The organism is Candidatus Hydrogenedentota bacterium (assembly GCA_019637335.1).
Classification (GTDB): Bacteria; Hydrogenedentota; Hydrogenedentia; order Hydrogenedentales; family JAEUWI01; genus JAEUWI01.
In genome coordinates this window covers 238,962-260,269 of sequence record JAHBVV010000001.1, presented here as the reverse complement: position 1 = coordinate 260,269, position 21,308 = coordinate 238,962, and the positions used below count along the sequence as shown (strand labels likewise).

The following is a 21,308-nucleotide window of genomic DNA, read 5'->3' as shown; positions in this document are numbered from 1 at the left end:
GCATGGCGCGCCGGAGCCGGCTCGCCCGGGCCGTTGTCGCCGGCGCGACGCGGGCGTTTATCGCGGTTACTTCCCGCACCCCCCTTAAGCTGAACCGGGCGATTGCGGTTTGTGGCGGGCGGGCGCTGGCGCGTTGCGTGCCGCGGGTTTACCGGGTGGCGCGGGCGAACCTGGAGCTGGCGTATGGGGATTCCCTGAGCGGGCCGGAGAAGCATCGAATCCTTCGCGGCTGCGTGGATAACCTGGCGCTGGTGGCCGCGGAGTTTGGCCACCTGCAATCGCTTGCCCGGGAGCAGGGCGCGGGGCGCGCGCTCACGGTGGAGGGGGCGGAGTTTATCGAGCGCGGGCGGGGCTACCTGTGTATCGGGGCGCATCTGGGCAACTGGGAGTTGATGGCTCCGTGCATGGCGGCGTCGGGCTACCCGGTGGCGGAGGTGGTTCGCCCGTTTGACGATCCGGGGGTGGATCGGGTAATCGACGGGATCCGGACGGCGGGCGGGATCGTCACAATTCCGAAGGACCGGGCGGGGGGGGAGATTCTGAACCGGCTGAAGGCGGGGTATCTGGTGGGCATTCTGGCGGATCAGAGCCCGCGGGACAATGGGGTTCCGGTGACGTTTTTCGGGGCTCCGTGCTGGGCGACGGTGGGGCCGGTGATGATTGCGGTGCGGGCGAAGGTTCCGGTGGTGCCGGTGGCGCTTGTGCGGCGGGCGGACGGCGGGTATGTGTTGCGTTTTTACCCGCCGATCACGATGTCGCGCACGGGGGACTTGAGGGCGGATCTTCGTGAGAATACCCAGAAGTGCCAGGATGCGATTGAGGCGATGGTGCGGGAGTATCCGGCGCAGTGGCTGTGGCTGCACCGGCGCTGGAAGGAACGTCCGCGGCTTGCCCGGGAGTGGGCGGCGCGGGAGAAGCGGGACCGCTGAGTATGGCGGCTTGTAGAGAGAGGATGGCGCGATGCCGCGGATAGGCGAGATCGATTTGTGCGCGGCCCCGTGCGCCGCGATTGCGATTCAGGAGGCGGTTGCGCCGGAGGCGATTCGCGCGGCGGCGGGCGAGCACCGGGTATTGGTGGAGCTGCGGCTGGACGCGCTGGGGGAGCACGACCCGTTGGCGCTGGCGGCCTTTGCGGCGCGGTACGCGGGGTTTCCGCGGCTGGTCACGCTGCGGCACGCGGACGAGGGCGGGGGCTGGCGCGGGGGCGAGGCGGCGCGTGTGGCGTGTTATGAGGCTGTGCTGGCCCATTGTGAGGCGGTGGACGTGGAGATTTGCGCGGGGGAGGCCATTCGCGCGGTGGCTCCGGCGGCGCGGTCGGCGGGGCGGCTGGTGATCGGGTCGTTTCATGACTTCGGGGAGACGCCGGACGATGACCGGCTGGCGTCGATTTATGCGCTGGGCCGGGAGCGTGGGGCGGATGTGGTGAAGGTTGCGGCGCGGTGCAATACGTTGGATGATTTGCGGCGGCTGGCCGCGTTTACGCTGGCGCACCGGGCGGAGGGGGTGATTGTGGTGGGGATGGGCGCGTATGGCCTGCCGTCGCGGGTTTTCTTTCCGGCGCTGGGTTCGCTGGTGACGTATACGTTCCTGGGCGCCCCGACGGCGCCCGGGCAGTTGAATTGCGGGGACACACTGAAGTATCTTGATGCTTTCGATCCCCGATTGGCCTGAACCCGCAGGGCGGGGGCGCCATGATCCCGTTTGTTCTTTTCAGGAGGCAGTATGCAACGCGCATTGATAATTCAATCCAACGGTTCCGGCAAGCACGATCTGGAAGACATGCTGAAGGATGGCTGGAAGGTTGTGTCGGTTACGGCCAATAATGGCCAGAGCTACAATGACTTTTTGATCATTCTGGAGGATGGGAAGTAGGCCGAGGGCGAGAAGGCGCTTCCTGGAGACTTCGTGTACGCCGTCCCGGGCGGGTGGGTAATCCGTCCGGGGCGGCTTTTTTTGTGTGGGGTGGGTGACACCGCGGAGCGCGCCGAGGGACCGTTGTCCGCGATCAGGAATTGTGACGGCGGATTACACAGGGCAGCCTCGGTCCGCAACAAGGATATTGAACCACGAATGCACACGAATAGACACGAATAAGAAACCGAGATTCAATTCATGAAGCCGGCCTTTACCCAGGCCCGCAGCCAGGCATCCAAGCAACAAGAAACCTGATTGGCCGCGGAGAACTTAGATCAACCCGCCACCTGTGTGCCGGTACCGGCTGCCGGTTTCTACCCCTTGTCTGTGGCATTCTGTGCAAATCTGCGGGAGAATTCCTCTCTTCGTAATTCTTTAGCGGAATGAAGCTGGCTTGATTCCTCGACGACACAATCCCGCGCAGCAACGGAAGTGTGGACGAATGGGAGCGCGGGCGGCCCGCCCGCACCGCGCCGAAGGCGCGAATCTAAACTGTGGAAGTCCGGGTCCAATCGTCTCCCCGATCAAGTGTGCCCAAATCGCAAATACGCCATGCACCTCCGGTGCATTGCAGGCAGGGACGCCTGCGCTCCCAGCCTTGCGCGCTCTCGTCGTAGGATCGCGGCATGACAAGAATGGGCTGGCGCTACTTCATACGGCTAAAGTATTACCTCTCTTCAAAGGCTTAAAGGCGGACCTGTTATCGTTTCATTTGAGTCTTCGAACCGGGTCAATACTCTCTCTTATTCGTGTGAATTCGTGTTCATTCGTGGTTAAAAATCTTCATTGCTCCAGACGGCTAAACTGTTACGTTTCTTCTTCTTCTTGCTACACAAGCAAGAATATGACGGATAGTAGTCGTACGGATAGAAAATGATTCCGGCTGTTGAGGCGTGCCGGGGGCGGGCTGTTCGGGCTCATGCGGAGCGCCGCTCCGAGCCTCACGGCCCCGGCAGGCGCGCCTCGAACTTGGCGATCCGGCCCACGCGGAAGTCCACGCCGCTGATCGCGCCGTCCGGGCCCGTCTGGAAGCTCAGCGTGCCGTCGACGGCCTCCAGGACGAACTCGGAATCGGACTGCGCATATATCCGGCGCTCCGGCTTGTCGCGGACGGTCGCGTAGAGCTGGCCGCCGTCGCGGCGTATGACGATGAACGGCGTCTCTTTCTTCTCCTCGCCCTCGTCGTAGGATTCGTAGGCGCCGACAAAGCGGTCGAGCTGTTCCGGCGTCAGCGCGACTTTCGCCTCGCGCGTCTTCATGGGGATCTTCTTCACGTGATCCGGCTCGGCCAGCGGGCGGATCCAGATGTTCCGGAAACGCACCGGGCTGTCGTGATCCTGAAGCCGGATCGGCAACGCGTCCGCATGCGCCTCGTAGGGCTTCTGCTGGAGCCAGCTGGTCGGCCCCGTGAGTTTCACATTGTCCTGCACCAGTACGCCATTGTGAAACACGGTCATCCGCGCGGGGCGCCGGAGGCTGCCGTCCGGTTTGAAGCGCGGCGCGCGGAACACAATGTCGTACTTCTGCCATTCGCCCGGCGGGCGCGTCGCGTTGACCAGAGGCGGGTGCTGCCCGTAGACGGACCCGGCGTAGCCGTCGGAATAGGTCCGGTTGTCGTAGGTGTCCAGCACCTGAACCTCGTACTTGTCCATGAAGAATACGCCGCTGTTGCCGCGATCCTGATCGATCTTGCCGGCCGGGTCCGCCGGGGACGCCCATTCGATATGCAGCTGGCAGTCGCCGAAGTCGCGCCGCGTGTAGATGTTGCCCGCGCCCTCGACGCACTGAAAATAGCCATCTTGCACGAGCCAGCCCGGCGCCGCGCCGTCCTCCGTGCGCCATTCCGACAGATCGCCGCCATCGAAGAGCACGATGGCGTCGGACGGCGGCCCGCCGTCCGTCCCGGGCGTGACCGCCGGCGCGGGCGCGCGGTCCATGTCGTGGATCAGGTAGCCCGAATTCGTTTCGGCGCCTTGTGCGGCGGCGGCCGCGATCGCGGGTATCAGGAACAGCGTAAAAAGCGTGGTCATGCGCATTATGCGTTCTCCAGGTTCAAGCGAAGCGGCCCGCGGGCCGATGCGTTCCGGTTCAAGCCCAGTCACGCATTGTGACACACCCGCCCCCGCCCCGCCAATGCCCGGGGGGGACTGGATCCCGCGACTAAAGTAGGATAGCCGTCCCGGCTGTCCAGGGCGGCGAAGCCGCCCGTGCCGGCAGGGATGCCAGCGCTCCAGCGGGGCGCCGTATGCTGGGAACCGGTCACGCCAGGGCGCAGGGGGGAATCGGGACACAGCTCATTCCGCCGCCGCGGACTCTCGGTTGTCTGCGTCAAAAGTAGGATAGCCGTCCTGGCTGTCCAAGGCGGCGAAGCCGCCCGTGCCAGCTGTCCAAAACGGCGCCCCTGCGATTCGTCGGTTCATCGGGGTTCATGTGGCGCCGCCGCGGACCGCGCCGATGATTCGCTCCATGTGGGCAAGGTAGTCTTTCAGCACCTTCCGGCCTTCCTTGGTAATGCGGTATTCCGTCCGCGGCACCCGGCCCTCGAAGCCCTTGGCGCACTCGATGTAGTTCGCTTCCTCCAGCTTTCGGGCGTGGACGCTCAGGTTGCCATCGGAAGTGTCCAGGAGCCTTTTCAGCTCCATAAAGGTGAGCTTGTCGTTCACCGCAAGTGCGCTGATGATGGCGAGGCGTGTCCGCTCGTGGATCAGCCTGTTCAGGTTGGTTGCCGTACCGGTTTCCGGATTTGCCGGTTCACGCGTTGCCACGGCTTCCCTGTTCTTGTCACGAGGCTTGCGACCGACATTCCCGGCCATCTTGGAAACTCCTTCTAACCGCCATACCGGCGCCAGATAATCGCGCCCGTGACAATATGCCCCCCGCCGAAGCCCAGGACCATGGCGATTTCGCCAACCGGGTTGGCGCGGGCGAAGGGCTGTTCGCCCCATTGGGTCCAGAAAAGCGCCACGGCGCCCAAAATCATCAGGTAGCCGCCCATCGCGGGAATGATGCGAACAGACAAAGCGCCGCCGGCGACCACGCCCGTTCCGTAGAGCAGCAACCACAGGCCGGGCATGAGCGCGTTCAGGCCCAGCTCGTAAAAGATCTCGGTCAGAAACACGCCCGCCAGCACCGCAGGGGCCACATTCAGTGCGAATCGCCGCGTGGCGCGGGCTACGCTCGGCCGATCCAGATTCCGCATCTTCCAGCACATGGTGGCCAGGCCCGCCACGCACCCCAGCACCGCCACCGCGAGCCAGGTGTAAATCCACCAGTCGGGCGAGCGGTGCAGCCGCGCCGCGTGGCCGCCGGCGAGAGCGAGGAGGCCCATGGCGATCAAACCCTTGCCCGAGATTCCCGTGAAGGGTTCGGAGCGCTCCATCGCGTCGCGAATAAACGAGAGGTTTTCCATGGCGCGGTCGTGGAGCGCCACGGGCGTGCCGTCTTCCCGTTGTTCCATGTGCGGTTCCCGTATGTCCAACGGCGCCGCCTCCGCAGTACAACCGTTCCGGCGGTGTAGACGCGCGGGTCGCCTGTCCTGCGTTGGCCGCCCAATTCCTTCGTTACCGGCATCGTACATCGCATTGTCTTGTCACGGCAAGAACTTTGTGATATAAAGTTAAAAAGAACTTTGCAACATAAAGTGACCGCCATGGAGAGCACATATGAAAACCAAACAAAGCTACCGCCGGCTGTGGGTCGGGGCCAGCCGCCTGGCGCTGGCCGCTATCGCACTTTACTTCTTTGCGCCGCCCGTTTGGATGGTCGCCCGAAGCTTCGGTGACCCCGGTCTCACCGGCGATGGCATCCCCAGAGCCGCCTGGGGGATGCACGAATCCCTCAGCAAACGTTACGCGTACTGGGCGCGAGGCCGCCTGGCGGAGAACAGCGGGGCAAGCGTCGGCCAGTTTAATATATCGGGCACGGAATGGCCGGTATTCGGTTCGCTCTTCTATCTCCAGGCCACGGAATCGCTTCAGGAGGCCTGGGAGGCCGACCCCGTTACGAAGGAGGCCCCGGCGGTCTACGCCCGGGAGGCCATCATCGCCGCCACCGACCTGTTGCTCGACAAGGGGCACGCGAGTTGGGTCATCAAACACTGGGGCGAGGAAAACTACATGCACCAGGACAACGTGTTCTACCGCATGTTGCGCATTGGCGGCATGACGGCCTACACCAGGCTCCTGGGCGACGAGAAGTACCTGCCGCAACTGCGCGAAGAAACCGAGAGCCTGGCCATCAGCATCGACGAATCGCCCGCCGGGTTGCTGGACGACTATCCGGGCGAGTGCTACCCCGGAGACGTCATGATGGCCTGGCTGGCGATTAAACGCGCCGGTGAACTCCTCGGCACGGACTACAGCGCTCGGATTCAGCGCGGGCTACGTGGTTTCACCGGCGATTGCGCCGACAAGCGCGGGCTGCCGCCCTATCTCGCTTTGCGCAATAGCGGCGCACCCGTTGGCCCGGCCCGGGGTTGCGCCAACGCCTACATGGGCATCACGTCGCCCCACCTCTGGCCCGATGCCGCCAGGGAATGGTACGCCGCCGTCGAAGCGCACTACTGGCGCGAGCGCCATGGCATCTGGGGCTTCCTGGAATACCCCGAAGACGAGCCCCGCAACTGGAGCTTCGACATCGACGCCGGTCCCATCGTCGCCGGCTTCAGCACCGCCGGGAGCGCTTTCGGCGTGGGGGCGGCGCGGGCCAACGGGCGCTACGATCACGCTTATCCCCTGGCTATGGAAATGCTGGTAACATCCTGGCCCCTGGGCAATGGGATGCTCCTCGGCCCGCGTGTCCTCTCCGACGCCACCGACGCCCCGCTTCTGGGCGAGGCCGCCATTCTGTTCAATCTCACCCGCCGCGCCGCGCCCGGCTTTGAGACGAAGACCACGTCCGCTGTTCCGCCCTATGTTTACGGATTTTTGGCCTTCTATGTGGGCTCTGGCGGGCTCATCCTCGCGCTGTGCGCGCGCGACTGCTTCCGGCTCCACAGGCAGGCGCCTGATAAAAAGTAGGATAGCCGTATCGGCTGTCCAGGGCGGCGAAGCCGACCGTGCCGGCAGGGTCGGCGATCCGCCCGAGGCGGAATGCCGGCGCTCCAGCGGGGCGCAGTATGCAGGGAAACGGTCACGCCAGGGTGCAGGGGGGAATAGGGAGGCAGACATTCCGCCCCGCCAAAGGGCGCGTGTGAATAAGTAATTCTTAAACCGTATGAAGTCGCTCCCCTGTCGCACCCGACGGTGGCGACTCCCGGTGGTCGAACGCCGTCATCCCCACGAAAGTGGCTGTCGGTTTTCTTGACTCACCCTACACGATGTAAGGAGTGAGTAGATCCGTCACCTCCGCGAACGCGGAGATCCAGGAACGCGATCGCACAAACCTCCGCATTCCACTGGATTCCCGCTTTCGCGGGAATGACGCTGTAGGGCGTCAGCACGGAATCGTAGTAAATGCGCTCACCGCACACGTTAAAACGGCAGCCCCGAACGCGGGGATTCAGCAATGCGACCGCATAAACCTCCGCATGCCGCTGGATTCCCGCTTTCGCGGGAATGACGTTGTAGGGCGTCAGCACAAAATTGCGGGAATTGCGCCGTCCGGACAGGCGGGACGGCCATCCTGCTTTGCGCGCATCACCGCCGCGTAAACATGATCGCCGCATAGTACCGCAGTCCCCGGATCACCACGCGCGCGCGGCCGCCGTCCACCGGGGTCACCCCCACCGACTGGTCCGTTTCCGGCGTGAGCACCCGGTGGGTCAAGGCGCCGCTCCGGAGCGCTTCAGGCAGCATCACCTCAAACACGATTTCCGCGACGGGCGCCACCGTATCCACCTCGAGATCGATCGCCAGGTTGTTCACGTCCACGAAAAATGCGCCCCGCGCCGGGTCGATATAGGGCGTGACCCCGACCGTCGCCGGGACGCCGTCCGCGACCACGATCCGCTCGTGCTCGGCGTCATACGCCGCCCGGAGGTGCTCCCTGATCGCGGGCAATTGCGCAGCGCGCGTCTCGTGATCGAGGAAGTAGGCCATGCCCACATTTTCCGCAACGTGGCGCACGCGCGGGCCCGAGATACGCGTGTGCATGGGGCCGCGATCGTGCCGCGCGAAGTTCTCCGACTCGCCGCCGCGCACGCCGCTGTCCCCGGTTACGAGGAGCGTCCCCCCCGCGTCCACCCAATCGCGCAGGACGGCGATCTCCTCCTCCGCCATCACCACAGCATTCGGCACGATGAGGCGATCGAGGCCCGAAAGCGTCTCCGGGGTTACCCGCCACTCCGGCACGGGGACATAGGGCTCGTGGAGGTCGTGCAGCGCGGTGGCCCAGCCGTAGTAGCCGAACTGGTGCGGGCGGCGGTTGAAGTCGACGAAGCCCCCCGGCGTCATGAAGGCGAGCAGGGAGGAACTGGAGTAGTAAATCCCCGTGCGGGCCAGGGGGACGCGGCGCCCGAAGTGCTCCCGCGCCTCGCCCACGAAGGCGAAGAAATCCGCGTAGGCCTCTGGCGTTCCCAGGACGCGCGGCAGGCTCGGGTAGGCCATGGGCAGCGCTCCCGCCGCGAGCATTTCGTAGGCCATGATCCGCGTCAGTTCCGGGTTGCGCCGGTACCGCTCCAAATCGCCGTCCAGGTAGGGCCAGATATTGACCAGGCGGCTCCGCGCGTGGGCGGACGCCAGCCGGTAGCGCACGGAATGCCGGCCCAGGGGCGGCAGCATCAGGCCGCGGCTGCCCGCGTCGAGCGCATACCCGGCGGACGACTCCGTGCTGACGAGATCGAGGTTGCCGCGCACCCAGCCGAGGCTCAGCCCGGGGATGTCGTTCCCCGCGATGAGAAATTCCGGCTCGCCCGAGGCCTTCGCGGCGGCGTGCATCCGCGCGTCGTAGGCGTCGAGCGCGCGCGTCCCCCGCTGGCGCTTGAAGATGACATAGGCCCGCCACAGATCGTGGTCCAGCCAGCGCGCATCGTTCCAGACGCGGTCGCGCAGGTCCGTGTCGTCGCCGCCCCATTCCCGGACCTGCGCGCGGAGCGCCTCGCGCACGTCGAAGGTATCGGGATCCGCCACGCCCATGGCCGCCAGCGCCTCCGCGCTGAAATGCTCTTTCAGATAGCCGCGAAACAGCGCCACCGACCACTCGCCAAAGCCGCGCTCCACCGGGCGGATGCCGAAGCTGTCCCACGGGCTGAAATTGTCGCTCCACATGCCGTTTGCGCCGCGCTCCGCGGCGTAGCGCACCGCCGCTTCGTCCAGATCGAGCCAGTGCGGGCACGCCGAGTCCTTGTGCAGGTAGATGAGGCCGGTGTATTGGCCGCCCAGCTGGACCAGCCCCTCGTGCGGGCCGTTTTCCTGGATCGCGTCCGGCATCGGCTCGATTTCGTACGAAAGATCGCCCAGCACATTCTTGGAGCAGCCCGCGTCAAAGGCGCGGTGGTTCAGCGGATTCGCCGGATCGCCCGCGTAGCCCGACGCCTCGCGCCCATCGGGATAGCGCATCGGCGGCCCGCCATACGCGGGGTGCGTGCGCGTCCAGGGGCGCGCCTCCGGCAGATCGTCGAACCACGTGTGGGCGCCCGCCCAGTAGATCGGGTCGCCCGGCGAACCGCGCCAGCCCCAGTGCGACGCCGACGCCCGCGGCGCCTCCGTGTTCCGTTGGGCATCCGGGACCGCGACGACGACGCAATACGACTGGCCGAAGGTCTCGAAGTAGGTAATGAAGCGCCCGCCCCGCCGACGCACCTCCCCCGCCGCCTCCGGCCGCCCGAACAGCACCTGGCCCCAGAGCCCCCAGCTCGGCGCGTTCAACCCGCCGCCAAACACCACATCCGCCTGGTACGGCTTCAGGTCCTCCGGCGTCCCCTGGACAATGCGCGGGTAGCGATCCCACCACGGCAAGTCCTCGGCAATGGCGGGCGCGAAGGCAACGAAGAGCAGGCCGGGGCAGAGCAACATGCGGTGTAACATCGGGCGGGCGCCTCCTGGGTTGATAAGCTGGTCGGGAGTATAGCAACCCGGGGTGTGAGGCGGCCCGTCGGACGCGGTGTGCGCGTTGAGGCGCCGGCGGCCTTTCGGGTACCCTAAGCCACCAACGCAAATGTAGGATACGCGTCCCGCCTGTCCAAAAGTAGGATAGGCGTCCCGCCTGTCCAAAAAGTAGGATAGGCGTCCCGCCTGTCCAAAAGTAGGATAGGCGTCCCGCCCGCCTCCGGCGCGTCTACGACCTGTCATGGACAGCCGGGACGGCTATCCTACATTGAGGGGAGCCATGCCCAGACTGACCGAACAGGAGAAACAGGAGATCCTCCGCTTCATCGAGGCGGACAAGCCCCTGCCGGACAAATACCGCTTCCTGCTGTTTGAAGACAAGCGCGAGGTGGAGCTGGTCTGGAATGGCAAGTCGGGCGAGGTCTGCAATATCGTCCTCCCCTTTCAGGTCATCGAGCAGGTGGACGAGCCGCGCGCCGAAAAGCCGGAGGACACCGACCCCCAGCTCGACATGTTCGACGCGCGCGGGCGCCAGCTCCAGGGCTGGACCAACAAGCTCATCTGGGGCGACAACAAGCTCATCCTCTCCAGCCTGAAAAACGGCCCCCTCCGCGAGGAAATCGAAGCCCAGGGCGGCCTCAAGCTCATCTACATCGACCCGCCCTTCGACGTGGGCGCCGACTTCTCCATGGACATCGAAATCCCGTCTTTCGACGGGACCTCTGACACCTTCACCAAGAAGCCCAATATCCTCGAGGAAATCGCGTACCGAGACACCTGGGGAAAGGGTGCAGACTCCTTCATCGCCATGATCTACGAGCGGCTCGTGCTCATGCGGGACTTGCTTGCGGAGGATGGGAGTATTTATGTGCATTGCGATTGGCGGGTGAACAGCCACATCCGACAGGTACTGAGCGAGGTGTTCGGTGATGAGAAACTTGTCAACGAGATTATTTGGAAGCGCAAAGGCGGTTCCGCGCTCAGCAATATGAACAAGATGTCGGTAAACACAGATACAATCTACCTATATTCCAAATCCGATGCTCCCATTTGGAATCAGGTATATATGGAACCCGATCCAGACTATGTTGATCAGATGTTTACCAAGTCCGATCCAGATGGTCGTAGGTTCATGCTTAACGTATGCGGAAGTCCAACGTATAGGCCTAATCTGTACTATGACTTTAAAGGTTACAAGACACCAGCCAATGGGTGGCGTTATTCCCGAAAAAAGATGGAGGAGCTAGATGGTCAGGGGCTAATCTACTATCCAAAGGACAAGAATAAGCAAGTCTACAGGAAAGTCTATCTCGATTCTTATGAAGGGCAATTGATTACTAACCTGTGGGTGGACATAAAGCTCCTAAAGGGAAAAAACGCGGAGCTCTTGAAGTACCCCACCCAGAAACCCGAGGCCCTCCTCGAGCGCATCATCAACGCCTCCTCCAACCCCGGCGATCTCGTGGCGGATTTCTTCTGCGGATCCGGGACTACGGCGGCGGTGGCGGAGAAGCTGGGGCGGAAGTGGATCGCGAGCGACCTGGGGAAATTCGGGATTCACACGACGCGGAAGCGGATGATCGGGGTGCAGCGTTCGCTGAAGGCGGAGGGCAAGGACTACCGCGCCTTCGAGATATTGAACCTGGGCAAATACGAGCGGCAGCACTACATCGGGGTGAACCCGAACCTGCGGGAGGAGGAGCAGCGGCGCCAACTGGCGGAGCGGGAGGCGGATTTCCTGGCGCTGATCCTGCGCGCGTACCAGGCCGAGCCGATCACCCAGTTCGAGCATTTCCACGGGAAGAAGGCGGGGCGGCTCGTGGCGGTGGGGCCGGTGAACCTGCCGGTGACGCGCCTCTTCGTGGAGGAAATCATCCTGGAATGCCGCAAGAAGCATGTGACCAAGGTGGACATCCTCGGCTTCGAATTCGAAATGGGGCTTTTCCCCAACGTGCTGGACGAGGCGAAGGCCAAGGGCATCGATATCCAGCCGAAATACATCCCGGCGGAGGTCTTCGACAAGCGGGCGGTGGAGAAGAACCAGGTGGTCTTCCACGATGTGTCCTTCATCGAGGTGAAGCCCCACGTGACCAAGGGGACCAAGACCAAATCCCCCACGGTGGCGGTGGAGCTGACCGATTTCTCCGTGTTCTACTCCCAGGATTCCATCGCCCGGGCGGAGGAGGCCCTGGGCAAGAAGAAGACGGGCAGCCGGATCGTGGTGGAAAAGGGCCAGATCGTGAAGCTGACCAAGAACGCGAAGGGCGTCATCAAGCGCGAGGTGCTGACCGATCACTGGACCGACTGGATCGATTACTGGTCGGTGGATTTCGACTTCGAGAGCAAGCGCGAACTCATCCGCGTAGCGCGCCCGCTGCCCGGCCAGGGCCACCTGGAGGGCGCGGAGCCGCCCCAGGGCGAGATCGTGGAATACGAGGAGGTCTGGACCGGCGACTACGTCTTCGAGAACGAATGGCAGAGCTTCCGGACGCGGAAGGACCGGAGCCTGGAGCTCAAAAGCGTCGCCCACGAATGCCCGCCGGGGCCGCGGAAGATCGCGGTGAAGGTGGTGGATATCTTCGGGAATGACACGATGACGATTGTGGAGGTAAGAACATGAGTGAAACGGGGATGATACCGGACTTCGATCCGCATGGATTGCTGCTCGATGGTGTGTATGTGTGTGACGAGGGCGTGTTTAAAGAGAAGTTCGTGGATGCATTCCCCAATTCGTCGCAAAGGAGGGTGCTCTTTGACGGATTCAAGAAACTCCGCGATGAGGCGGAAGTCGTCTTGTCTGCCGCAACTCAATGGGTAGACGGCTCCTATGTTACCGACAAGGCAGATCCGGACGATGTCGATGTGGTGACATTTGTGGAGATCGACTTGCTCAACGCGTTATTTATCGACCAACAGAATGTAGTGAGACAATTGCTCCATGGGCGTGAAGACACGAAGGAGAAATATGGCTGCCACACATTTCTAGTTCCATGTTGCGACCCAAGTAACAGGTTCTTTGGCGTTTTCGAGAGACAACGGCTATACTGGCGGAAGTGGTTTGGGAGCACCCGGGGAACCGTGGCCCCCAACGGGACACCCGGACCTGGCCGCGAAAAAGGATTTGTTTCGCTTGTGCTTGGAGATGCCTCAATCGCTCCCAGTGTTTCGGCAAAAAGGACGACGCCATGATGAATTCGGCAGTTTATGATGGTCGCAGGCACGCTGTTGAAATTCGGCAACAGCTGAATGAATTGCTTGAAATCAAACAAGCGCTGTGCGAAGGTGGAGATTTCGGATTTGCGGGGCAGGCCAATCTCGAATCCATTGTGGCACACGAGGCAGAACTGCGGGAGGAATTACGAGCGGCGGAGCTATATGATGGCAATGCGTCTGCGGATTTTGTTTTGGCTGGTGAACCGCTTAGAGGGCACGAAATACCCGCGCAGCTTTTGGGTGTTTTTCTCGAAAAGCTTCAAGCCCTATCTTATGCCGTCGGTCAGGCTCGAATGGGTTCCACGACGAAACGGGCCAGAGTTCCGAAAGAGGTTTCAACTGCCAATCGGCTCTATGTTCAACCGAGCTTTGTCGAAGGCTCCTTCGGGTTTCGGGTAAAGGTTTCCGACGTGAAGGCTGACGATCAGGTACTGGAGAGCAACCCCGAGGAAGCGTTGCAGGCGGTTTGTCTACTGCTGGGCGACGATGAACCATCGGTCGAATCACTCGATCTTCTGTCACATTCTCGCGTAAAAAGTCACTATACGGCGATCATCGATCTCTTGGCGAAACAGAACGTTGGTCTTTCAATGCGCCACAAAGACCGCAATGAGACGATGCGCTTGAGTCCACATCAAGCGAGACACAGAGCTGAATGGCTGGCGCAAGTACAAGTACGCCAAGAGACAATTGACAGGTATGGAGAACTAGTAGGTGGAAACATTGAACAGGAGCGGTTCGAGCTCAGAACCGGCGATGAGTTGATAAGGGGAACTCTTTCGAACCAGGCGAAGAAGGATTTGAAAACGTTCCACTGGGGTGAGTCCGTTCTGGCGACACTTCTGGTTACGCAGTCTGAACACGAAGATGCCATTTCGGCATCGGAATCTTATGTAGCGGTTCGGTTTGCGAACGCCGAAGAGTAACACCGTCATTTTGCCATCGGTTCTCCAGGGCAACGGAAAGCCTGGTAGCATCGGCTTAGGAGCGATTGGGTGAGGCGTGTAGAGGCAATATCTGTGTATGACGTGGTGGCCAGTTCGATTTGCGTAGCGTCCGGGGATGGCGACAAAGTCTTTTCGAGAATTCGTGCGGCACTAAATCGTAATGCGCCTGTTTCTGTCTCGTTTCGCAATGTTTCTCCGCTCTCATCGGCGTTTCTAGACGCCGCCTTTGGGCAGCTATTTGGACAATTTAGTGAAGAGAAAATTCAGGAATCGATCAGGTTTGAGCACTTGGCTTTGGATGATCGCGACCTCCTCAAACGGGTGATGGATACGGCGAAAGTATACCATCGGGATCCGGAGCGATTCGAAAAAGCTATACGAGAAGCGTTAGGGGAGTACGAGGATGAAATTTGACGCGCGAAGGTTTAAGCGCGTTCTGGGCGTCTACGAACTCGGCTTCGGCTCTATAGAAACAACCAGTCCGGCCCTAACAGGAAAGTTGCTCCCGTAAGCCATGGCCCTCCACCCCAACTTCCCCGACTCCCCCCACGCCATCCTGGACCCCGAGGTCCGCTGGTTTCCGGCCGACGAGGCCCTGCGCGAAACGAGCATGGACAAGCTCATGCCGCCGCTGGTGGCGCAGCTCCGCCGGGAGGTGAAGGCCTTCCGCGACAGTGGCTACGCGGCGGCGACCGAAACGAGCCGGAGCCTGTTGAACTGGTGGTTCGTGGAGCCACACCTGATCCCGCAGTACAAGGCCCCGGATATCGAGTTTGCGTATTACTTCGCCCAGCGGGAGGCCCTGGAAACCATCGTCTACCTCTACGATGTGGCGGGGGCGAAGGACAAGTTCGACCTCATGCGCTATGACGGCAGCGGGCTGGTTTCGGCGGGCATGTTCGACGAAACCTGGCGGCGCTATGTCATCAAAATGGCCACGGGCACGGGCAAAACGAAGGTAATGAGCCTGGCGCTGGCCTGGAGCTTCTATCACAAGCTCTATGAGCCGGAATCCGAGCTTTCCCGGAATTTCCTGGTGATCGCGCCCAATATTATTGTGCTGGATCGAGTCTACCGCGATTTTCAGGGGCTGCGCATCTTCTTTTCCGATCCGGTGGTGCCGGACAACGGCTTCGACGGGCGGAACTGGCGCGACGACTTCCAGTTGACGCTTCACGTGCAAGACAACGTGCGCGTGACGCGCCCGACGGGCAACATCTTCCTGACCAATATCCACCGGGTCTACACGGGCGAGGACATCCCGCCTTCGCCGGACGACGAAGACACGATGGACTATTTCCTCGGCCCGCGGCCCAAGGGCCAGACCACCGACTCGGCGGTGGACCTGGGCATGATCGTACGCGATATCGACGAGCTCATGGTCATCAACGACGAGGCCCACCACATCCACGACGCGAAGCTGGCGTGGTTCAAGTCCATCGAGGACATCCACAACCGCCTGCTGCAGAAGGGCGACAAGCTGAGCCTCCAGCTCGACGTGACGGCGACGCCCAAACACAACAACGGCGCGATTTTCGTTCAGACGGTGGCCGACTACCCGCTGGTGGAGGCGATCCGCCAGAACGTGGTGAAACACCCCGTACTGCCCGACGCGGCAAGCCGCGCAAAGCTCCAGGAGCACACGAGCGCGAAATATACCGAAAAATACGCCGATTACATCGAGTTGGGCGTGGTGGAATGGCGCAAGGCCTACGAAGAGCACAAGAAAGTCGGCCGGAAGGCCATTTTGTTCGTGATGACGGACGATACGCGCAATTGTGACGAGGTGAAGGATTACCTGGAGGGCCGCTACCCCGATTTGAAGGATGGCGTGATGGTCATCCACACGAAGAACAATGGGGAGATTTCCGAGGCGGCCTCGGGCAAAAATAAGGAAGAGCTGGACAAGCTGCGCAAGGAAGCCAACGAGATCGACAGCGCGGACAGCCCCTACAAGGCTATCGTATCCGTGCTGATGCTCAAGGAAGGCTGGGACGTGCGCAACGTGACCACCATCGTGGGCCTGCGCGCGTATTCCGCCAAGAGCAATATCCTGCCCGAGCAGACCCTGGGCCGGGGCCTGCGCAAGATGTACGCGCCGGATGTGCCGGAGTACGTCAGCGTGGTGGGCACGGACGCCTTCATGGAATTCGTCGAGTCGATTCAGGCCGAGGGCGTGGAACTGGAGCGATCCGCCATGGGCGCGGGCACGGCGGCGAAAACCCCGCTGGTCGTGGAGGTGGACCGGGAAAACGCGCAGAAGGACCTGGACGCTCTCGACATTGAAATCCCCGTCCTGGGTCCGCGCGTTTACCGCGAGTACAAGAACCTGTCCGAGCTCTCCCCGGATATGCTGCAATGCGCCCCCGTGCCGTATCGCGAGTTCACCGCCGAGGAACAGCGCGAGATCGTGTTTCGGGATATTACCGACGGCCAGATCACCCACACGACCGTGCTGGATGGCGCGGCCGCGGGCGATTATCGGAGTGTCATTGCGTATTTCGCACAGACCATCATGAAGGAGTTGAAGCTCTTCAGCGGCTACGACGCGATCTATCCCAGGGTCAAAGCCTTCGTGCGGGACGCCTTGTTTGGCGAAGCGGTCGATCTGGAATCGCCGAATACGATGCGGAACCTTTCCGAGACGGACGCCGTAATGACGACCATTGAGACGTTCAAGAAGGCCATTAATGCGCTCACGGTGCGCGATAAGGGAAACGCGGAGATCCGGGACAGCATCAAGTTGCGGAACACCCGGCCTTTCGTCGCGAAGGACCAGGGCTACATGTTGCCGCGCAAGAGCGTGTTCAACCGGATCATCGGCGACAGTGTCTTTGAGCTGGAATTTGCCAATTTCCTCGAATCCTGTGATGAAGTCGTATCGTATGCAAAAAACTATCTGGCCGTGAACTTTCGGCTGGATTACGTGAAGGCGAGCGGCGACATCTCGAATTATATACCTGACTTTCTGGTGAAGCTGTCCGATGGCCGCGTGGTGGTCGTGGAGACGAAGGGGCGTGAGGAGCTGGAGTTGCCCCAGAAGATGGCGCGGCTTCGCCAGTGGTGCGAGGATATTAATGCCTCTCAGCCCGATACCACGTATGACTTTGTCTACGTGGATCAGCTCAATTTCGAGAAATACCAGCCGAAATCCTTTGAAGGGCTGCTGGCCAGCTTTCGCGAATACAAATAGCGCCGCACGCCACACCGAACTCACCAGAATCGACGCTTGACAAACCCCCATTACTTGGCTAAACTACCAATAAGCCAAGGAGAGCGCCATGGATGCCAAGACCAGAGCCCGATACGAAGCGCGGGCGCGGATACTCAAGGCCATGGCCCATCCGTCGCGCCTGCTTATCATTGACGAGCTTGCCGCGGGCGAAAAGTGCGTCTGCGAGCTGACGGACATGATCGGCGCGGACATGTCGACGGTGTCGAAGCACCTGAGCGTGCTGAAGTCCGCGGGGCTGGTGGCGGACGAGAAGCGGGGCCTCCAGGTGTTTTACACGCTGAAGGTTCCGTGCGCGACGAGCCTTTTTTCTTGCATTGAGGGGGTGCTCAAATCCAACGCCGAGGCGCAGTTCGCGGCCTTGTAGCCGCGCGCCGCGCCAGGGAGATGTTCGCCATGTCACACGAAATGGGACGCAGGGAAATGATGGGCGCGGCGGGCGCCGTGGCCGTGGTTGGGGCGCTGGGCGCCGGGGCGCAGGAATCCGCGCCGGTGATGAAGATCATCGCCGTGAATTGCAGCCCGCGGAAGGGCAAGACGACCGCCGCCGCGCTCCAGGCCTGCCTGGATGCCGCGAAAGAGCAGGCGGGCGTCGAGGTCGAACTGATCGAGCTGGGCGGGCTCAGCATTCCGGCGCAGCTCGCCGCCGGCCTGCCGCTGCGCGATGGGGAGGCGGACGACTTTCCGGCGATCGCGAAGAAGCTGGCCGATCCGGCCGTAGGCGCAATCCTCGTGGGGTCGCCGGTGTATTTCAGCAACATGAGCGCGCTGTGCAAGGCGTTTCTCGATCGCTGCATGGCCTTCCGTAAGGACGGCTTCACCCTGCGCAACAAGGTGGCGGGGGTGGTGGCGGTGGGCGGCGCGCGGAACGGCGGTCAGGAGCTGACGATCCAGTCGATCCAGGCGGCGCTGATGTGCCAGGACATGATCCTGGTGGGCGACGGCAAGCCGTCGGGCCGCGTCGGCGTGGCGTTCTGGAATGTCGACGACAGCATCGCGCAGGACAAGCCCGGCCTTGACGGGGCCCGGAACCTGGGCGCGCGTGTGGCCGAGGTGGCGCGAGCCCTTGCGGGCTGAGTGCCGCGCGGTTGATCGCGGGGGCGGCGGCGGTATACGGTGCGCGGGCCACTTCCCGGAGGGACCGATCGCCGTATGGCCGAGCACGAAACCAAAAACGCGCCCATTGTGGTGTGCATGCCCGCGTTTAACGAGTGGGCGTCGCTTGCGCTGCTGATCCCGGATCTGTCGGCGGCGCTGTCGGCTGCGGGAATCTCCGCGCGGGTTCTCATCGTGGACGATGCCTCGACCGAGCCCATGCCGCCGGACTTCCTGGCGGGCCTGGTTGGCCCGTTGCCGGTGGATGTGCTTCGGCTCCGGCGCAACCTGGGCCACCAGCGCGCGATCGCGATCGGGCTGGCGTACATTGCCGAGCACCTGCCGTGCGAGGCGGTTGTGGTGATGGACGCCGACGGCGAGGATCCGCCCGCCGGGGCCGTGGCGCTTGTTCGCGCGTTTCGGGACGATCCGCACGCGGACGTGATCTTCGCGCGCCGCCGCCGCCGGGTGGAGGGCCCGCTCTTCCGCGGGTTCTACGCGATCTACAAGGCGATGCACCGGATCCTCGTCGGGCGGACTATCGAGGTCGGCAATTTCAGCATCGTGCCGCGCGCCCACGTCGAGCGGCTTGGCGCGGTCATGGAAACGTGGAACCACTACGCGGCGTCGGTCTACCACGCGCGCATCCCGAACCGTTCCATCCCCCTCGATCGCGCGCGGCGGCTGGCGGGGCATTCGCGGATGAACTTTGTCGCCCTGGTGATGCACGGGCTGTGCGCCATCTCGGTCTATGGGGATATTGTCGCCGTGCGCCTGCTGGTTTCCACCGCGGCGCTGCTGGGCCTGAGCCTGGCCGCGGCGGCCGCGCTTGTGGCGGGCCACGCGCTCGATCAGGCGTGGGCGCCTCTCTGGGCCGCGGCCGCCGCCGGGCTTGCCGCCGTGGCGCTGCTGCAGATGCTCTACCTCGCGGGGTTCGCGTCTTTCCTCGTGCTGCAGAACCGGAGCGGCACGGGATTTCTGCCCCGCCGGGATTACGTCCACTTCGTTGAGGGGTGCGTGCATGTGCGCGGGTGAAGCATCCCCGCACACGTACCCCGGGGCCGAGCTTGCGCTATTTGGGCGTGCGTTGAACTGGAAACGCTATCTCCAGTGCACGCTCGGCCCGTGGATCGGTGGGCGCGTGCTGGAGGTCGGCGCGGGCATCGGGGAGACATCGCGCGCGCTGGCGTCCGAGCAGTGCGCGTGCTGGTGTTGCCTGGAGCCCGACCCCGATCTGCTGGCCGCGCTCGAAGCCACGCTGGCCGAGCGCCCGCTACCGGCGCCCGCCGAGACCATCCGGGGCACAATCGCCGATGTCGACCCGGGCCGGCGCTTCGACACCGTGCTCTACGTGGACGTGCTGGAGCATATCGCGCGCGATGAGGAGGAACTCGCCCGGGCCGCGTCCCACCTGGCCGATGGCGGACGCCTGATCGTCGTCGCGCCCGCGCATCCGTTCCTGTACAGCCCCTTTGATACGGCCATCGGCCATTACCGGCGCTACAGCCGCCGTACGCTCCGCGCCGCCGCGCCGCCCGACCTGGTGGCGGAGCGGATCTTCTACCTCGACGCGGCCGGCTGCCTGGCTTCCGCCGCCAACCGCTTCCTTCTGCGCCAATCCATGCCCACGGCGCGCCAGGTACGGATCTGGGACCGCATCCTGGTTCCCGCGTCGGTGCGGATCGATCCCCTGTTCGGCCACCGCCTCGGTAAGACCGTGGTGGGGGTGTGGCGGAAGGCGCCCGGCGGGGCGTGATTTGGGCGGCGTGGTGGGGTATGCTGCGTGTGGATGGTTGTGCAATCGAGACTTCATCGAGTTCCTGGGCATATGGGAATTGCTGAACGACTTGGGATTTAATTGTGGCGAATTCACCATCTTCAAAGTCACGCTGGCTTAGACAACAGGTACAGCCTTTCATGACGCTTCGCGTCACCCGTTAAGGATGAAAATGGACGGCGGCTTCGCCGCCTGGCAGGCGGGGACGCCTGCGCTCCCAGCCTTTGCCGCTTCCCTGGGAGAGATGCTGTAATCTAGTTTGCATGAAGCAGTTGTGGTGATGCCGAGGTGTTTTTTCAGCGTAGTTCTGATATTACCGAAAAGGCGTGAGCAATTTGCCGCGCGATCCCGACTTTCGCCGGGGCGAAGCCCCGCAAAGTCAGGTTCGTGCGCAAGCCACCCGCATGTCCAACGAGCGCACGAACCCGCTTCCCAGGGGTCTTCGACCCATGGGACGCGGGATCGCGCGGCACGTTCCGTTGGGCCAATAAACATGGGAAGCAGAAAAAAGTTTGACCGTGTCGGCCCCGGCTGAAGGCCAGCACGTGCAAGTTTGATCACTTGTCCGAGGCACAGCGTTGTCCATTTTCAGCCGCGCACCCAGAACTGGAAATGCTACAATGACGCTGGCCGTTGGCGTGGGCGACAGCACCGTGATGGGAAGCCAGGATGACGCGGCGACAAAAACTATTCGACCAAATGCGGAATAATCCCGGCGCCATCCGGTTCAGCCAGGTGGAGGCCTTGCTCAAGTACGAAGGGTTTGTCCTGTTCAATCAGCGGGGCAGTCATTGTACCTTCCACCGGGCGGATGGTCGGCTTCTGACGTTGGTGAAGCCTCATGGCGGCCGCCGAACCTGCCACCCGTCCGACATCCGAAGACTATTGGAGCTATTGCGAGATGACAACGACCCATGAGTACCGCGGTTACGTGTTCACGGTAACCTACGCGCCGCAAGACCCGGCGTATGTCGTCGCGTTCAGCGACATTCCCGACATCGTTACGAGCGGGCGAACCTTGCCCGAAGCGTTTAATCACGCCTGCGAGGCGCTCGACCTCCACCTGGAAAGTTTGCAGAAACTGGACATGCCCCCGCCCCCGCGGAAGCACCGCGTTCTCGTCGAGGCGCTTCACTGAGCGCCTG

The 21,308-nt window shown here is 62.7% G+C and carries 19 protein-coding genes; 15 read left to right on the top strand and 4 right to left on the bottom strand.

Going from position 1 to position 21,308, the window contains the following annotated elements:
- The first annotated feature begins 2 nt into the window (after nucleotides 1–2).
- The 3 genes from KF886_01040 to KF886_01030 are packed head-to-tail and all read left to right on the top strand — an operon-like array spanning nucleotide 3 to nucleotide 1,872.
- A complete protein-coding gene (locus KF886_01040; GenBank protein MBX3175923.1) occupies nucleotides 3–929 on the top strand; it encodes a lysophospholipid acyltransferase family protein in 927 nt (308 codons plus the stop codon).
- 31 nt (nucleotides 930–960) lie between these two features.
- Nucleotides 961–1,671 carry a type I 3-dehydroquinate dehydratase gene (locus KF886_01035; GenBank protein MBX3175922.1) on the top strand — a complete coding sequence of 237 codons (711 nt, stop codon included), beginning with the start codon at nucleotides 961–963 and terminating at the stop codon, nucleotides 1,669–1,671.
- Between the two features lie 51 nt (nucleotides 1,672–1,722).
- Nucleotides 1,723–1,872, top strand: coding sequence for a hypothetical protein (locus KF886_01030; GenBank protein ID MBX3175921.1), 150 nt, complete (start codon nucleotides 1,723–1,725; stop codon nucleotides 1,870–1,872).
- Nucleotides 1,873–2,855: 983 nt separating this feature from the next.
- On the opposite strand, the gene KF886_01025 is transcribed toward KF886_01030, so the two are convergent.
- The 3 genes from KF886_01025 to KF886_01015 all read right to left on the bottom strand — a co-directional run bounded on the left by KF886_01025 (nucleotide 2,856) and on the right by KF886_01015 (nucleotide 5,371).
- A complete protein-coding gene (locus KF886_01025; GenBank protein ID MBX3175920.1) occupies nucleotides 2,856–3,944 on the bottom strand; it encodes a DUF1080 domain-containing protein in 1,089 nt (362 codons plus the stop codon).
- A gap of 396 nt (nucleotides 3,945–4,340) precedes the next feature.
- Nucleotides 4,341–4,727, bottom strand: coding sequence for a transcriptional regulator (locus KF886_01020; protein ID MBX3175919.1), 387 nt, complete (start codon nucleotides 4,725–4,727; stop codon nucleotides 4,341–4,343).
- A gap of 14 nt (nucleotides 4,728–4,741) precedes the next feature.
- Nucleotides 4,742–5,371 carry a hypothetical protein gene (locus KF886_01015; GenBank protein ID MBX3175918.1) on the bottom strand — a complete coding sequence of 210 codons (630 nt, stop codon included), beginning with the start codon at nucleotides 5,369–5,371 and terminating at the stop codon, nucleotides 4,742–4,744.
- A 205-nt stretch (nucleotides 5,372–5,576) separates the two neighbouring features.
- Here KF886_01015 and KF886_01010 point away from each other — a divergent pair, with 205 nt between their 5' ends.
- Nucleotides 5,577–6,932 (top strand): hypothetical protein, encoded by a 1,356-nt coding sequence (locus tag KF886_01010; protein MBX3175917.1) that lies wholly within the window; start codon nucleotides 5,577–5,579, stop codon nucleotides 6,930–6,932.
- A gap of 618 nt (nucleotides 6,933–7,550) precedes the next feature.
- Here KF886_01010 and KF886_01005 read toward each other — a convergent pair.
- Entirely contained in the window at nucleotides 7,551–9,878 is a 2,328-nt protein-coding gene (locus KF886_01005) for a hypothetical protein (GenBank protein MBX3175916.1), read from the bottom strand.
- 301 nt (nucleotides 9,879–10,179) lie between these two features.
- On the opposite strand from KF886_01005, the gene KF886_01000 reads away from it, so the two are divergent.
- From KF886_01000 to KF886_00950, 11 genes are all read left to right on the top strand, one after another.
- Nucleotides 10,180–12,519, top strand: coding sequence for a site-specific DNA-methyltransferase (locus KF886_01000; protein MBX3175915.1), 2,340 nt, complete (start codon nucleotides 10,180–10,182; stop codon nucleotides 12,517–12,519).
- Entirely contained in the window at nucleotides 12,516–13,088 is a 573-nt protein-coding gene (locus KF886_00995) for a hypothetical protein (GenBank protein MBX3175914.1), read from the top strand. The genes KF886_01000 and KF886_00995 overlap by 4 nt, the downstream gene beginning before the upstream one ends.
- Nucleotides 13,085–14,038 (top strand): hypothetical protein, encoded by a 954-nt coding sequence (locus KF886_00990; GenBank protein MBX3175913.1) that lies wholly within the window; start codon nucleotides 13,085–13,087, stop codon nucleotides 14,036–14,038. Before KF886_00995 ends, KF886_00990 begins: the two co-directional genes overlap by 4 nt.
- A gap of 87 nt (nucleotides 14,039–14,125) precedes the next feature.
- Entirely contained in the window at nucleotides 14,126–14,473 is a 348-nt protein-coding gene (locus tag KF886_00985) for an STAS-like domain-containing protein (protein MBX3175912.1), read from the top strand.
- Nucleotides 14,474–14,573: 100 nt separating this feature from the next.
- Entirely contained in the window at nucleotides 14,574–17,252 is a 2,679-nt protein-coding gene (locus tag KF886_00980) for a DEAD/DEAH box helicase family protein (GenBank protein ID MBX3175911.1), read from the top strand.
- Between the two features lie 88 nt (nucleotides 17,253–17,340).
- Nucleotides 17,341–17,658 (top strand): winged helix-turn-helix transcriptional regulator, encoded by a 318-nt coding sequence (locus tag KF886_00975; GenBank protein MBX3175910.1) that lies wholly within the window; start codon nucleotides 17,341–17,343, stop codon nucleotides 17,656–17,658.
- 128 nt (nucleotides 17,659–17,786) lie between these two features.
- Complete coding sequence (locus KF886_00970) at nucleotides 17,787–18,368, top strand: flavodoxin family protein (GenBank protein ID MBX3175909.1); 582 nt, start codon at nucleotides 17,787–17,789, stop codon at nucleotides 18,366–18,368.
- A 75-nt stretch (nucleotides 18,369–18,443) separates the two neighbouring features.
- Nucleotides 18,444–19,421 carry a glycosyltransferase gene (locus tag KF886_00965; GenBank protein MBX3175908.1) on the top strand — a complete coding sequence of 326 codons (978 nt, stop codon included), beginning with the start codon at nucleotides 18,444–18,446 and terminating at the stop codon, nucleotides 19,419–19,421.
- The gene (locus KF886_00960) at nucleotides 19,408–20,142 is read left to right on the top strand and encodes a methyltransferase domain-containing protein (protein MBX3175907.1); all 735 of its coding nucleotides are present in this window, start codon (nucleotides 19,408–19,410) and stop codon (nucleotides 20,140–20,142) included. Before KF886_00965 ends, KF886_00960 begins: the two co-directional genes overlap by 14 nt.
- A 690-nt stretch (nucleotides 20,143–20,832) precedes the next feature.
- Nucleotides 20,833–21,081, top strand: a complete 249-nt coding sequence (locus KF886_00955; protein MBX3175906.1) for a type II toxin-antitoxin system HicA family toxin — start codon at nucleotides 20,833–20,835, stop codon at nucleotides 21,079–21,081.
- Nucleotides 21,065–21,301 carry a type II toxin-antitoxin system HicB family antitoxin gene (locus tag KF886_00950; protein MBX3175905.1) on the top strand — a complete coding sequence of 79 codons (237 nt, stop codon included), beginning with the start codon at nucleotides 21,065–21,067 and terminating at the stop codon, nucleotides 21,299–21,301. The genes KF886_00955 and KF886_00950 overlap by 17 nt, the downstream gene beginning before the upstream one ends.
- The last annotated feature ends 7 nt before the right edge of the window (nucleotides 21,302–21,308 follow it).